The following is a 13,914-nucleotide window of genomic DNA, read 5'->3' as shown; positions in this document are numbered from 1 at the left end:
TTTTTACTATCTTTTTAAATTAAAAAAATAAATCATTTACAATTTATTCATGATTCTCAATGGTCATGAAGAGGTAATCCTAGCAGCGCTTGGTTATATCCTTGCTGCGCCTGTTTCTTTTGCAGCTTTCGCAATTGCTTCTGCTACTTTTGTTGCTACACCTCTATCTAATGCACTTGGAATTACATTGTTTTCGTTTAAATCTTCATCTTTTATATAATTTGCAATAGCATATGCTGCTGCAAGCTTCATTTCTTCATTTATTTCTTTTGCCCTCACATCTAATGCACCTCTGAATAACCCTGGAAATACAAGAACATTATTTACTTGGTTTGGAAAATCTGAACGTCCTGAACCACATACCCTCGCGCCCGCTTTTTTAGCTTCATCTGGCATGATTTCTGGGGTTGGATTTGCCATTCCAAAGACTATAGAATCTTTGTTCATAGATTTAACCATCTCAGGTGTTACTATTCCTGGTGCAGAAACCCCTATAAATACATCTGCACCTACTAATGCATCACTTAAGCTTCCTTTTATATTTTCTGGATTAGTTATTTCTGTAAGGGCTGTTTTTGCATCATCAATTATTGCCATCCCTCTATAAAGTACTCCTACTTTGTCACAGACAATTAAATTCTTCACTCCTGAGGAGAGTAAAAGCTTTGATATTGCTGTTCCCGCAGAACCAGCACCGTTTACTACAACCTTTAAATTCTCAAGCTTCTTTCCAACTACTTTACAAGCATTGATAAGACCTGCAAGAACTACAATTGCTGTCCCATGTTGGTCATCGTGAAATACTGGTATATCTAATATTTTTTTAAGCTTTTCTTCTATTTCAAAGCATCTTGGAGCACTAATATCTTCTAAGTTTATCCCACCAAACCCTGGGGAGATAAGCTGTATTGTGCGAACAATTTCATCTACGTCCTTTGTGTCTAAGCATATTGGAAAGGCATCTACATTACCAAACTCTTTAAACAATATAGCCTTTCCTTCCATAACCGGAAGTCCTGCCTCGGGTCCTATATCTCCAAGCCCTAGAATAGCAGTGCCATCCGTAACCACTGCAACCATATTCCCTTTAGATGTATATTTATACACATTTTCTACGTTTTCATAGATTTTCTTGCAAGGTTCTGCAACACCAGGTGTGTACGCAAGTGCCAAATCATCATTTGTTTGGATTTTTATTTTTGATATTACTTCAATTTTGCCTGTATGTTTTTCATGCAGTTTTAAACTTTCTACAAAATAATTCATTCAATACTTCCCCTTTTATTAAATTGTATTATTTATACATTGCCACTTAATTCTTCGTTCTCACTATTGAATACGTCAACGTCTAATTCCCCTTCTTGCTTAGCTATTATAACAGTGCAAATAGCATCTCCTGTAATATTGACAACTGTTCTGCCCATATCTACCAATCTATCTACACCCATTATAAGACCGATTCCTTCTAAGGGAAGACCTACAGCCTGAAATACCATAGACAGCATTATAATGGAAGCACCAGGGACTCCAGCTGTACCTACAGATGCAATAGTTGAAGTTAGAACTACTGTTAACATCATATTTAGTGTAACAGGAATGCCATATGCTTGAGCTACAAAGAATGTTGCTACCCCTTGCATAATAGCAGTACCATTCATATTAACTGTTGCACCTAATGGAATAGTGAAAGCCGCAATACCTTTTGATACCCCTAATTCTTTTTCACATGTTTCCATATTCACTGGTACTGTAGCATTACTACTAGCTGTTGAGAAAGCTACAGACATAACTGGGAAGAATTTTTTGTAAAACTTTTTTATAGATAACCCAGTAAAACTTTTTAAAAGACTTGCATATCCTAATATTGAGATAAGTAATAGACCCAAATATATTGTAAGAATATATTTCATTAAAGGCATCATAGCTACATACCCTACAGTAGCAAAGGTTTTAGCTATAAGCCCAAATACACCTATAGGTGCAAATGTCATAACGATTTCTACTAATTTCATTATTAAATCATTTAGGCTTTCAAGTAAATTAATTAGAGGCTGACCTTTTTTACCTAATAGAGATAAGCCTATACCAGTTAATACAGCAACTACAATAATTTGAAGCATATTTCCTTCCGACATAGCTAAAATTGGATTGCTTGGTACCATTTCGTATAACGTTTGTACCAATGGAGTTTTGGTAGCAATTGTAGTTTTCACTGCTTTTACGGCTGTTAAATCTAACCCTGATCCTGGCTTTATAAAATAACCTAAGACTAGCGCAATAGCAACAGATATTGCTGTAGTTGATAGATAAAAAGCTACTGTCTTTCCCCCGACCCTACCTAATTTCTTTACATCTCCCATACTGGCCGCACCATTTGCTAAGGAAATAAACACAAGTGGAACTACAAGCATCATTATTCCTCTTAAAAAAAGTTGACCTACTAACTGGAAAACACCATTTATTAAAAAAGCATTTTTAAAAGTTCCATTAGGAAATTGAAAAACAATAATTCCAGTTATTGATCCTAATAATAGAGCAATAAGGATCCTAGTTGTCAAGTTGACCTTTTTTTTACTCATACAAAACCCTCCTTTATATATTTTATTAGCTGGCTATGAAATGCCACAGCCAGCATTAATACCACATTTTTATATATTGAAATGGCTGTAATCCGCCCATCTTGGGCGCATATACATTTACAAGATGGGTATACACTAAAAATGAATTTCGAAAGGAGCCCTTCATGTCAGTATGCTCCTAAACAACCAAATCTTGTTTAGGAGCATACTGGTAACCGTTTTCTTAATATTCACTCAATATGTTTTAGCCACTTCCGGAGTATATGCAATGCTAAGATCATCTCTAGTTTCAATCCTCGAAACTAACTGAGCCTTTACTTTATTCCATGATGATTGCAATTTCACTATACTATAATACCACAAAAAATACCTAATTGCATACTATTGTTTACATTTAATTAATAAAATAATTTATATAGCCATTAAATGCTTTGCTGCTATTCCTGGCTCGGTCATTGCTATTGTATCTAGTATTTCATTAAGTTGTGCTTTCGTTAAAATACTCTCTTTAAGTACCAATTCACTTACAGGTTCGCCTGTTGCAATCGCTCTAGCTGCAATTTTTGCAGCTGCCTTATAACCTACATGAGGTACTATCGCTGTAATTATACCTACACTATTATCTACTAAGTATTTGCACCTTTTTCTATTAGCCGTAATACCTGCAATACAATTTTCTCTAAGGGTATTAACTCCGTTACCTAGTGTTTCTATAGATTCATATAAGTTATAGAATATAACTGGTTCAAATGCATTTAATTCTAATTGTCCGGCCTCTGCTGCCATAGTTATAGTAATGTCATTGCCTATAATATTAAAAGATACTTGACTCATAACTTCTGGAATTACAGGATTTATCTTTCCTGGCATTATTGAAGATCCATTTTGTTTTGCTGGCAGATTGATTTCCCCAAAGCCTGCTCTAGGACCTGAAGACATTAACCTTAAGTCATTTGATATCTTGGATAGACTTACTGCACAAGTTTTAAGAGCTGATGAAACGTCCACAAAAACATCCAGATTTTGTGTCCCATCTATTAAGTCTTCTGCTTGATGTAAATCTAAATTAACAACATCATTAATTGCTGGCACGATTTTTTTAAAATATCCTGTATCCACATTTATTCCTGTCCCTATAGCAGAAGCTCCCATATTTACACTCTTTAGCCCTTCACTGGCTTTTTCTAACCTATCAATATTTCTTTTTATTACTGAGCTATATGCATGGAATTCTTGGCCTAATCTAATAGGTACAGCATCTTGCATTTGAGTTCTTCCCATTTTAATAACATCATCAAATTCTTTAGACTTTTCAACAAGTACATCACCAAGTTTTCTTAACTCCTCTAAGGTTTTTGGAATAAGTTTTAGAGCTGCCATCTTGCCTGCTGTTGGGAATACATCATTTGTAGATTGTCCCATATTTACATGATCATTTGGATGAACTTTATCATACGCTCCCAATTTACCACCCAATATTTCATTTGCTCTATTAGCAATTACTTCATTTGCATTCATATTACCCGATGTACCTGCTCCACCTTGAATAGGATCAATTATAAATTCATTATGTAATTTACCAACTATTATTTCATCACATGCTTGTACTATAGCGTCGCTGATTTTTTTACTCATTAATCCAGCTTCATTATTTGCAATAGCTGTAGCTTTTTTTACTTGCGCAAGACTGACTATTAAGTCTTTGTGCATCCTCCTACCTGTAATATTAAAGTTTTCTGACGCCCTTAATGATTGAACTCCATAATATGCTTCTATAGGTACATTCTTAGAGCCAACAGAATCGCTTTCCACCCTAAATTTTTGCATGTTTTCATTCATAATATTTCCTCCTTGTTTACTATAATATACTAATAATACCCTTTGAAATAAATTTTGTCAAATAAACATCTGTCTTTTTAAGTATCATAAGTAAGTCTTTTAACTAAATTAAGACTAATTTATTACTTAATATTTATTGATTTACGGCGCTTTAAAGCATTTGAAATTGAAAATTAATTCTTAATATACCTAGGGTTATATCGAATACAACCTTAAGTTTGAATATTTTGAATATTGTTTACTTTGCAAGATTACCGTTAAGATTAATTTTACATCTGCTCTCTAAGTGGTATTCCACATAAAAAAAATAAGTACCTCAAGGGTACTATGATATGACCTGAAGATAACTACTTGCTACTAAGAGTTTTTTGATATTTATAGGCATATAACATCACAATGAATTAATTAACCTGTTAATAAATCATATTGTAATTGTTTACACTATTATATTTACAATTATTTAGTACTTATTATATAATTTAAATCCAGTATTATCAACTATTGTTATACCCTTAAATTGATTATTCAATAAGGACTCATTACTTATTAAAACTCCATTTTATAAATTTTAACATAAAAAAATACTTTCTTAATAAAATTCAAAAGTGAATCTTACCCCTACATATGGGATAAAACTCACTCATAATTACTAATTTGCCTTTACCTTTAATAAATGGTATCATTACTCCATTTTCCCTATGCCAATAATTGATTCACAAGAGGATTTACCTTCCTGCTATCATACTTTCCTTTTAACTTAGGCATAACAGCCTTCATAACCTTCCCCATGTCACCCTTTCCGCTAAAGTGATTTTGGGTAATAACTTCACTGATAATTATTTTTGCTTCATCGTCACTTAATTGCTTGGGCATATAAAATGTAAACATTTCGATAGCAATTTCTGTTTCAGCTATAATATCTTCTTTATTAGCTTCTTTCGCATAACTAAGAGTTTCATTTAATTGTTTAATTGTTTTCTCAATAATACCAACTAAGTCGTCGTCAGAAAGTTCTTTTTTCAAATCCATTTCTTTATATTTAACGTCAGCCATTAAAGTCCTTAAAGCAGTCAGTCTTACCTTATCCCTACTCTTCATATATTTAATAATATCATCTTTCAGTGTTTGTTTTAACATATGTGTTACCTCCTAAATAATTCAATATTTTTTAACAAGTCATTTTGTTACTTTATTAAAACTATACTTATATATACATTATACTCTTATAATCTCACTTTAACGACATTTCAGAAGGAAAGTTTCCCAATTTTATAATCTAATATTAATTATATGCCCTATTCCAAAATTCTAATTCATACATGCATGATTTCATAAAAATAGCTAATAATCTTTTCTTTTCTATCTCATCTATGTCTTCGCATAAATCATTTATATAATCCAGCCAGTCATTAGTGAATTTTTCAAAATCTTCAGAAGCGTATTCTTCAATCCATGGATTGAAAAAATTCCCCTCTAGCTTATGTCCATAAGTCTTTTTAATATATTTGCCTATGTAGCTATAACTCCACGTACACGGCATAGCAACAAGGGCAATCTCCTTTAAATCTCCGGTAAGCGCCACACCTTGCATATAGCTTGTATAACTTGTAGTTATTAATTTATATTCACATTTTTCCGTTTCTTTAGCAGTTAATCCAAAGCCTTCTAAATATTTTATATGAACAGCCGTTTCATCCTCCATAATTCCCCTTATTGAATTATAATAAAATTTCATCTCGTCCATAGTTTTTGCCTTAATTAACCCTACAGAAAATACCTTTGAATATTCTTTTAAATATAGATAATCCTGTATAAGATAGTTTTTAAACTTTTCCTTATCTAAGGTACCTTCTCCTATCTCCTTTATAAATGGATGCTCTAAATATGAATTCCAAAATTCCTTTACCTCTTCAAATATATAATCTGTAAATTTCATACTATTCCACCCCTCCATCGTCATTTAATTTCTCAAACAGTTCTAAGCCCAAAAATGTCTATATAAGTCTATGCTATTTTCTAAGGAAGGTCATTCAATGTTTTAAACTCATATCCCTGACTTTTCCACTCTTTAATCAGACTGTCGAGTATTTTTGTATTGGTTTCTGAAACTGCATGAAGCAAACATATCATTCCAGGCTTTGTTTGCTTTAAAAGATTTTTTTTTGCCGTTTCAGGGTTTGGCTGATCCTTAGGTTCATAATCTTTATAAGCAAGTGTAAAAAACACTGATTTATAACCAAGCTTTTGAGTGTAATAAAGAGAAAGTTCACTGAAGTCACCCATAGGCGGTCTAAAAAATTTCGACATTTTTAAACCGGGGATGTTATTAACAGTAGTTTCATTTTCTGTAATCTCTGAATTAAAATCCATTTCATTAGTTATAGACGGCATGGATTTATGATGCACTGAATGATTCCCTATAATATGGCCTTCATTCATCATTCTTTTTACAAGATCAATATCTTTTGCACCATTAAAAGAACCCGTTACATAGGGCTTTGTTACAAAAAAAGCTGCTTTAACATTGTTAGCTTTTAAAGTATCAAGAATGCTTGCTGTATAACCATTCTCATACCCCTCATCAAAAGTTAGATAAATTACTTTTTTAGAAGTTTCGCCAAAAGCATAAGCATGATATTTCGATAATAATGTTGAATTTTCTCTTGGTGAATAAGCCCATGACCAGTTAATAGTTTTTGTCTGTAAATTCGGACTATTCTCTTTTAAAGTTGATTTAGAGTTTGTATTTCCATCACTGCCCGTTTTAATGCTGCTATTTGTTTGCTTTGCATTACTTAAACTTATCTGATTTTGTCTGTCATTTGCACAACCACAAAGCACAAGTGTTAATACTATTAATAACGGTATTTTTTTAAATTGCAATTAGATCACCTCTATGTATATTTTAATATATTCATATACGATAAACTTCCACATAGCTATTATACCTCTTTTAAAATATTTTATAATATTTTTTTGTATGTATTATTATAATTATTTGTAAATGAAAATAAGCTTTGAGCCATAAGGAATACTCCCTATAACTCAAAGCTACTATATCCTGAAAAATCTTATTATAATATAATGCATATTAAGCTGCCATTACCCTCATTTATAATTCGTTGTAGAGTCTTTTGAATTTTCACTTGAACGTCATCAGGCATCTTAAACAGCTTACTTTGGAGGCCTTCTTTAACTAATACTTCTAAAGATTTACCAAACATATTACTCTGCCAAATTTGAGATTTATCATTCTCAAACTGTTCTAAAATGGATTTATAGAAATCTTCACTTTGCTTTTCTGTACCCATAATAGGTGATATTTCTGTTTGTATATCTGCCTTAATAAAATGAAGAGAAGGTGCAGATGCCTTTAATTTAACTCCATACCTCCCACCATGTTGCACAATTTCAGGTTCTTCTAATGTCATTTCTGAAAGCTGTGGTGCAACTAATCCATAGCCTTTTTCTTTAACATCTTTTAAAGCCTCTGAAATTTTATCATATTCTACTTTAGCTCTAGAGAATTCCCCCATTAATGTTAATAAATCATTTTCTCCTTTTATTTCACAATCACAAGTTTCGCCAAGTATTTTGTAAAATAATTCGTGTTTAGGAATTATATTGACTCTAGCAGTACCTTCTCCCATATTCATTTCATCAAGTATTGCAGAGTCTAAAAAATCAACTTCTTTAAATGTTAGTAGCGATTTATTTATATCCCTAACTTTAAAAATATCTTTACACGTATCTTTTAAGAACTTCATAAAGTTAATTTTTACCCAGTGCTTAGAACTTAAGTTTTCAATCCATTCTGGCATATCTATGTTAATTTCTTTAACTGGAAATTCTTTAAGAATTCTTTGAAATATATTAGCTATATCCTCCTCTTTCATATTTACAACATCCATAACTTGAACTGGAACATCATATTTTTCTTCTAATTCTCTTGCTAAAACTTGTGTTTCAGGAGCATCTGCATTTTTAGAATTTAATACCATTATGAAAGGTTTATTAATGGATTTAAGTTCATCAACTACCCTTCCTTCCGCTTCTAAATATTCTTCCCTTTCTATGCCTGTGATAGAACCATCTGTAGTAATTAAAAGACCGATAGTTGAATGCTCATTTATTACCTTTTTTGTTCCAATCTCTGCGGCTTCCTCAAATGGAATTTCGTAATCATACCAAGGGGTTGTCACCATCTTAGGCGTCTCTCCTTCAGCATATCCTACCGCTCCTTTAACAATATACCCAACACAATCGACCATCCTTACTTTAAATTTAGTTCCCCCTTCAAACTCAATTTCAACTGCTTCGTTGGGTACGAATTTAGGTTCAGTAGTATGAATCGATTTCCCTGAACCACTTTGAGGAAGTTCATCTTTTGCTCTTTCTTTTTTATGAGGATTGTCTATGTTAGGAATTACCATAAGTTCCATAAATCTTTTTATAAATGTTGATTTTCCAGTCCTTACAGGACCCACAACACCTACATAAATATCCCCTTGCGTTCTCTCCGCTATATCTTTATATATATCAAAATTATCCAATATATACCTCCCAATACTTATTATTATCACTATAAATATATTTTAGAGATCAATGAATTATTACTATAGATTAAAAATATATAAAAAAAAACCAATTTTTTATTAAATTCTTAATAAAAAATTGGTCTTTCCATACTAATAGTTTTCTTAAAACTCATCTTTTTTGTTTCTTGACATCAATTCGTATACCCCATATTTAGGGTCTTTACCTTCAAATAATACTTTGTATAACACATCCGTAATAGGCATAGAAATCTGCTCTTTTTCTTTAAGCTCATAGAAGGCTCTTACAGCTTTTATACCCTCTACTACCATTCCTATGTCTTCGCATGCCTTTTCCATTGGAACACCCTTTCCAATCAAAATACCAGCTCTTCTATTTCTACTGTGCATACTAGTGCAAGTTACTATAAGATCACCCATACCCGTTAAGCCATAGAATGTTTCAATTCTGCCTCCGAGCTTTGTGCCTATTCGTATAATTTCACTCATTCCTCTTGTCATTAGTGCAGCCTTAGCATTGTCACCGTAGCCTATACCATCAGATACGCCTGCAGCTAGTGCAATAATGTTTTTAACTGCTCCACCTATCTCTACACCCACAATATCTTCATTAGTGTAAACTCTAAATTTACTAGACATAAATGCATCTTGCACAATACTTGCATACTCCATTTTTTTAGATGTAACTACTAGCGTTGTAGGTATATCTAATGCAACCTCTTCTGCATGACTAGGACCAGAAAGTATTACTATAGGGTTACTTACAATTTCTTCCTCTATAACTTCTGAAATCCTTTTTGCTGAGCCCTCTTCTATCCCCTTTGCAATGCTAACCACAATTTGATTTTCTTTTAGATGTGGTGCTATCATCTTACTTAAGCCTCTTATTGCATGCGAAGGCACTGCTAATACAATTAGCTCACTATCAGTTATAACCTTTTCTATGTCCGTAAATGCTGTTACTCCTGCTGGCACGATAATGCCTGGTAAGTACTTAATGTTTTCTCTCTTAATGTTAATATCATCAATAACACTAAGCTTTCTATCCCAGATATTAACGCTCGTACCTTTTTTGGCAAGCATTATTGATAACGCAGTGCCAAAACTCCCACCACCTAAAAAAGCAACTTTTGACATTCTATTCCTTCCTTTCCCTAAATATAAGTCTTATCCCTGTTCCGATAAACTCAAAGCTATTTCTTAATTGATTTTCTAAATATCTTTCATAAGAAAAATGTAGTAAATTTTCATTATTTACAAAGAATACAAATGTTGGTGGTTTAGAGTCTACTTGAGTAACGTAGAATATTTTTAATCTTTTATTTGCCACCGTTGGAGGTTCTTTCATAAGTACAGCCTTATTTACAACTTCATTAAGTATTCCTGTAGAAATTCTTTTTGAATAATTCTCATAACATTCTTTAACTGTTTTTAATACCTTATGTACTCTTTGGCCGGTTTTTGCGGATATAAATAAATAAGGTGCATATGCCATGAAATTTAATCCTGCTTGTAATTTTTGTTTATATTCAAGCATAGTCTTTGTATCTTTTTCAATAAGATCCCATTTATTCACTATAACAAAAATTGCTTTTTTCATCTCATGAGCATAACCTATAATTTTCTCATCTTGATCACTTAATTCATCCGTAGCATCAAGGATAAGTACAACTACATCAGCTCGCTCAACAGCAGCTAATGATCTAATAACACTATACCTTTCAATTCCTTCTTCTACTTTACTTTTTCTTCTTATTCCCGCAGTATCTATAAGAATAAATTTACCTTCTTCAGTTTCTATTTTACTATCAATAGCATCTCTTGTAGTACCTGCAATATCAGTTACTATGTTTCTTTCTTCTCCAAGTATTTTATTTATAAGCGATGATTTACCAACATTCGGCTTACCTACTACTGCAACTTGAATATATTCTTCATCTTCTGTGTTTGAATAAACACTTTCAAAATGGGCTACTACTTCATCTAGCATATCTCCAAGTCCAAGGGCTTGAGTTGCAGAAATAGCTATAGGAGTCCCTATACCTAAATTATAGAATTCAAAGGCATTAGCTTCTAGTTCAAGATGGTCTATTTTATTTACTACGAGTACTACTGCTTTTTTGCTTTGTCTAAGCATCTGTGCAACTTCAGTGTCCGCACCTGTAAGTCCTTGTTTACCATCTACAATAAATATTATAACATCTGCTGTTTCTATCGCTATTTGTGCCTGTCTTCTCATTTGAGCTAAAATAATATCTTGACTTTCAATTTCTATACCACCTGTATCAATTAATGTGAAATTGTGTCTAAGCCAATCTGCATCTGCATATACTCGGTCTCTTGTTACACCTGGTTTATCATCCACTATTGAAATTCTTTTACCTGCCAACTTATTAAATAATGTAGATTTCCCTACATTGGGTCTTCCTACTATTGCTACGATTGGTTTTGCCATTATTCTTCCTCCCGACTATTTTGGTTTATTATATGGATTAAATCTTCTCCTGAATAATCACATATTAAAATTTTTGTATTTAAGCTTTTTTCTAAATCACTTATCGTAATATTATCCAAGAGTATTTGTTCCTCATAGTTTCCTAGTTCATATCCTTTTTTTAGCATATTGCTAGGAATTATTAAATAATCTCCTAGCTTTTCATCCCTTAGCTGCTTAATTATGTCATTTCCTGTTAAAAGACCCGCTACTGTAATAGTTTCTCCAAAAAAAACATTATTTATTTTTTTAACATCAGTTTTTATTTTATTATTACATGCAGTAATTTTCTCAGCTACCTTTAATATTTCTGTATAAGCTGAATGCCCTGTTACAAATGTAAAGCTTCCCTTATTATTCGGCTTTAGGTTTGCTATATCTTTATCAATAACACTTCTAAGTAGTCTAATCATACCAATGCCATCTTCTAATTGATCATACCCATCATAAAACTCTTCTTGTGGTACATCACTATGTGCTACAACATAGAATTCATCAGACAATCGTATAAAAGGTGAGCCTACTTCTCTAATATATTTTTCTTGTAATTGCTTTACACTTTCTATTTCCTTTGCTGCAGTATTTTTATCATACAATGTTAAATTAAATAAGCCTTTTCTATACTTTGTTATACCAACTGGAACAACTGCTAAGTTTTCTATGCTAGGATAAAGTTTATATAAATCCTCAATGGTTTTTATAAGCTCTTCTCCATTATTAATACCTGGACAAGAAACTACTTGACAATTAATTTTAATACCCGCTTCAGCCAGCCTTTTTAACCTATCATACACATTTCCAGCAAATTTATTGTTTAACATTATCTTTCTAAGCTCTGGATCAGTAGTGTGAACTGATACATTAATAGGGCTTATTTTGTATCGAATAATTCTATCTATGTCCTCTTCCTTCATATTAGTTAAAGTTACAAAATTACCTTGAAAAAACGATAACCTTGAATCATCATCTTTAAAATACAAAGTTTCTCTCATTCCTTCTGGCAATTGGTCAATAAAACAAAATATACATTTATTATGACAGTTCATTGGTTTATCCAAAATAGCATCAACAAATTGGATTCCTAAATCTTCATCATATTCCTTTTCAAATTCAATTTCCCAAATCTCACCATCTATCTTTTCAATTTCAATTTCAAGAAGTTCATCTGTAATTAAAAACTTGTAGTCTATAATGTCTACTACGTCATTGCCATTTATACTTATTAATCTATCTCCTACTTCTAACTCAATTTCTTCTGCGATACTTCCTGGAAGTATCTTAGCTATTTGGTTTTTCATTTTTACCTCCTGCTCAACCATAACCTTTCATCTAAAAGGTTTTATGAGGAATTAGAAATATTATATTAAGATTAAATCACACCTTTAAATTTATAATAAGAAATTAGTTAAGTAATAAATTATAGTATTCCATTAAGTTATATTACATTAATTAAATACCTAAGTCAACGCTATTAGTCGTTAAAAGAAGAAAAAAAGCAAATTACGCTCATTTTGCGGTTTTTTAACTATCTTATACTAATGGATTTAAACCTGCTATGCAATTTACTACAGAATAAAAATACCTCCTAAGAAGGAGGTATTAAAATGCTTCTATGCAATATTTTCTAATAATTTTCTTACCATCTTCACTTTTAAAATACTGAAAAAGATCCTTTAAACTGTCTTCTTTCTCTTTAGAATAATACATTTTTATTGGAATCCTTAGAAAGTAAAGTTCATTTTGCAAATTTGATTTAGTAATTTCAATACCATTTAATTTTAAAAATTTACTTTCTTTATTATACCACTGTCCAGGTATAAATCCTATAGAATTTTTATTCTGAGCAACAAAATTCTTCATCTCTTCTACACTTGATACATATTGAGTGCTATTACCCATTTGTTCTTTTACAGGAGTATCCATTATCCTTATGTTAAATCCCTGCTGGGCTGTATTTAACATATTTTTATATGCTACAGGTACTATTGTTTTTGATTCACCATTTAATTTTTCCCAGTTTACTATATTTCCAGTATATATTTTTTTTAATTCCTGAGTTCCCACACCATCCACTTTATTGCTAGCGTTAACAATAATCCCTATTCCATCACAAGCTAGCATGTCAGCTTCAATCTCCTTCTTATCTGGCTGAACATATCCAATTAAAACATCCCCTTCAGAATTATCTAATTTATTAAAAGCACTTTCTTTCTCAGCAGATTCCACAGTAACTGCATGCTCATTATTTAAATTATAATCACGTGCTAAATCATTTACCAAAGGAAAAACTGTGTCTTCACAAATTATTTTAATGCTTTTGGACTTTTTTTCTTTGAATTCTGCACCTTTTTTACACCCTGTACTTAGCATTATCATACTAACGCAAAAAAATATAAAAAAATTTTTTAGTTTTTTTTTCTTCATAATCACAACTCCACTACAATAT

11 protein-coding genes are annotated in these 13,914 nt (G+C 31.8%); all 11 read right to left on the bottom strand.

What is annotated here, in order from left to right:
- Positions 1 to 93: 93 nt before the first annotated feature.
- On the bottom strand, positions 94 to 1,266 hold the full coding sequence (locus KTC94_RS02245) for an NADP-dependent malic enzyme (protein WP_165413536.1): 1,173 nt from the start codon (positions 1,264 to 1,266) through the stop codon (positions 94 to 96).
- Positions 1,267 to 1,298: 32 nt separating this feature from the next.
- Positions 1,299 to 2,579: a dicarboxylate/amino acid:cation symporter gene (locus KTC94_RS02240; protein ID WP_220320201.1), complete on the bottom strand. Its 1,281-nt coding sequence runs from the start codon at positions 2,577 to 2,579 to the stop codon at positions 1,299 to 1,301.
- A gap of 411 nt (positions 2,580 to 2,990) precedes the next feature.
- Positions 2,991 to 4,418 carry an aspartate ammonia-lyase gene (locus KTC94_RS02235; RefSeq protein ID WP_258280667.1) on the bottom strand — a complete coding sequence of 476 codons (1,428 nt, stop codon included), beginning with the start codon at positions 4,416 to 4,418 and terminating at the stop codon, positions 2,991 to 2,993.
- A gap of 696 nt (positions 4,419 to 5,114) precedes the next feature.
- Positions 5,115 to 5,555, bottom strand: coding sequence for a GatB/YqeY domain-containing protein (locus KTC94_RS02230; RefSeq protein WP_165413534.1), 441 nt, complete (start codon positions 5,553 to 5,555; stop codon positions 5,115 to 5,117).
- 145 nt (positions 5,556 to 5,700) lie between these two features.
- Entirely contained in the window at positions 5,701 to 6,354 is a 654-nt protein-coding gene (gene tenA / locus KTC94_RS02225) for a thiaminase II (RefSeq protein WP_216302819.1), read from the bottom strand.
- Between the two features lie 80 nt (positions 6,355 to 6,434).
- Complete coding sequence (locus tag KTC94_RS02220) at positions 6,435 to 7,301, bottom strand: polysaccharide deacetylase family protein (RefSeq protein ID WP_220320202.1); 867 nt, start codon at positions 7,299 to 7,301, stop codon at positions 6,435 to 6,437.
- 191 nt (positions 7,302 to 7,492) lie between these two features.
- Positions 7,493 to 8,971, bottom strand: coding sequence for a stage IV sporulation protein A (gene spoIVA, locus KTC94_RS02215; RefSeq protein ID WP_216302817.1), 1,479 nt, complete (start codon positions 8,969 to 8,971; stop codon positions 7,493 to 7,495).
- 147 nt (positions 8,972 to 9,118) lie between these two features.
- Positions 9,119 to 10,111 carry an NAD(P)H-dependent glycerol-3-phosphate dehydrogenase gene (locus KTC94_RS02210; RefSeq protein ID WP_216302816.1) on the bottom strand — a complete coding sequence of 331 codons (993 nt, stop codon included), beginning with the start codon at positions 10,109 to 10,111 and terminating at the stop codon, positions 9,119 to 9,121.
- A gap of 1 nt (position 10,112) precedes the next feature.
- Positions 10,113 to 11,429 (bottom strand): ribosome biogenesis GTPase Der, encoded by a 1,317-nt coding sequence (der, locus tag KTC94_RS02205; RefSeq protein WP_216302815.1) that lies wholly within the window; start codon positions 11,427 to 11,429, stop codon positions 10,113 to 10,115.
- Complete coding sequence (locus KTC94_RS02200) at positions 11,429 to 12,766, bottom strand: DUF512 domain-containing protein (protein ID WP_220286567.1); 1,338 nt, start codon at positions 12,764 to 12,766, stop codon at positions 11,429 to 11,431. Before KTC94_RS02200 ends, der begins: the two co-directional genes overlap by 1 nt.
- A gap of 301 nt (positions 12,767 to 13,067) precedes the next feature.
- The gene (locus KTC94_RS02195) at positions 13,068 to 13,892 is read right to left on the bottom strand and encodes a substrate-binding domain-containing protein (protein ID WP_220320203.1); all 825 of its coding nucleotides are present in this window, start codon (positions 13,890 to 13,892) and stop codon (positions 13,068 to 13,070) included.
- Positions 13,893 to 13,914 lie beyond the last annotated feature (22 nt).

It is taken from the genome of Clostridium sp. CM028 (assembly GCF_030585565.1).
In the GTDB taxonomy this organism is placed as follows: Bacteria; Bacillota; Clostridia; order Clostridiales; family Clostridiaceae; genus Clostridium_AD; species Clostridium_AD estertheticum_B.
This window is presented reverse-complemented; position numbering and strand designations above follow the sequence as displayed.

What these genes read in the sequence shown, in the direction of transcription:
- KTC94_RS02245 (WP_165413536.1), bottom strand. Translation starts at nt 1,266, where the DNA reads ATGAATTATTTTGTAGAAAGTTTAAAACTGCATGAAAAACATACAGGC.
- KTC94_RS02240 (WP_220320201.1), bottom strand. Translation starts at nt 2,579, where the DNA reads ATGAGTAAAAAAAAGGTCAACTTGACAACTAGGATCCTTATTGCTCTA.
- KTC94_RS02235 (WP_258280667.1), bottom strand. Translation starts at nt 4,418, where the DNA reads ATGAATGAAAACATGCAAAAATTTAGGGTGGAAAGCGATTCTGTTGGC.
- KTC94_RS02230 (WP_165413534.1), bottom strand. Translation starts at nt 5,555, where the DNA reads ATGTTAAAACAAACACTGAAAGATGATATTATTAAATATATGAAGAGT.
- tenA (WP_216302819.1), bottom strand. Translation starts at nt 6,354, where the DNA reads ATGAAATTTACAGATTATATATTTGAAGAGGTAAAGGAATTTTGGAAT.
- KTC94_RS02210 (WP_216302816.1), bottom strand. Translation starts at nt 10,111, where the DNA reads ATGTCAAAAGTTGCTTTTTTAGGTGGTGGGAGTTTTGGCACTGCGTTA.
- der (WP_216302815.1), bottom strand. Translation starts at nt 11,429, where the DNA reads ATGGCAAAACCAATCGTAGCAATAGTAGGAAGACCCAATGTAGGGAAA.
- KTC94_RS02200 (WP_220286567.1), bottom strand. Translation starts at nt 12,766, where the DNA reads ATGAAAAACCAAATAGCTAAGATACTTCCAGGAAGTATCGCAGAAGAA.
- KTC94_RS02195 (WP_220320203.1), bottom strand. Translation starts at nt 13,892, where the DNA reads ATGAAGAAAAAAAAACTAAAAAATTTTTTTATATTTTTTTGCGTTAGT.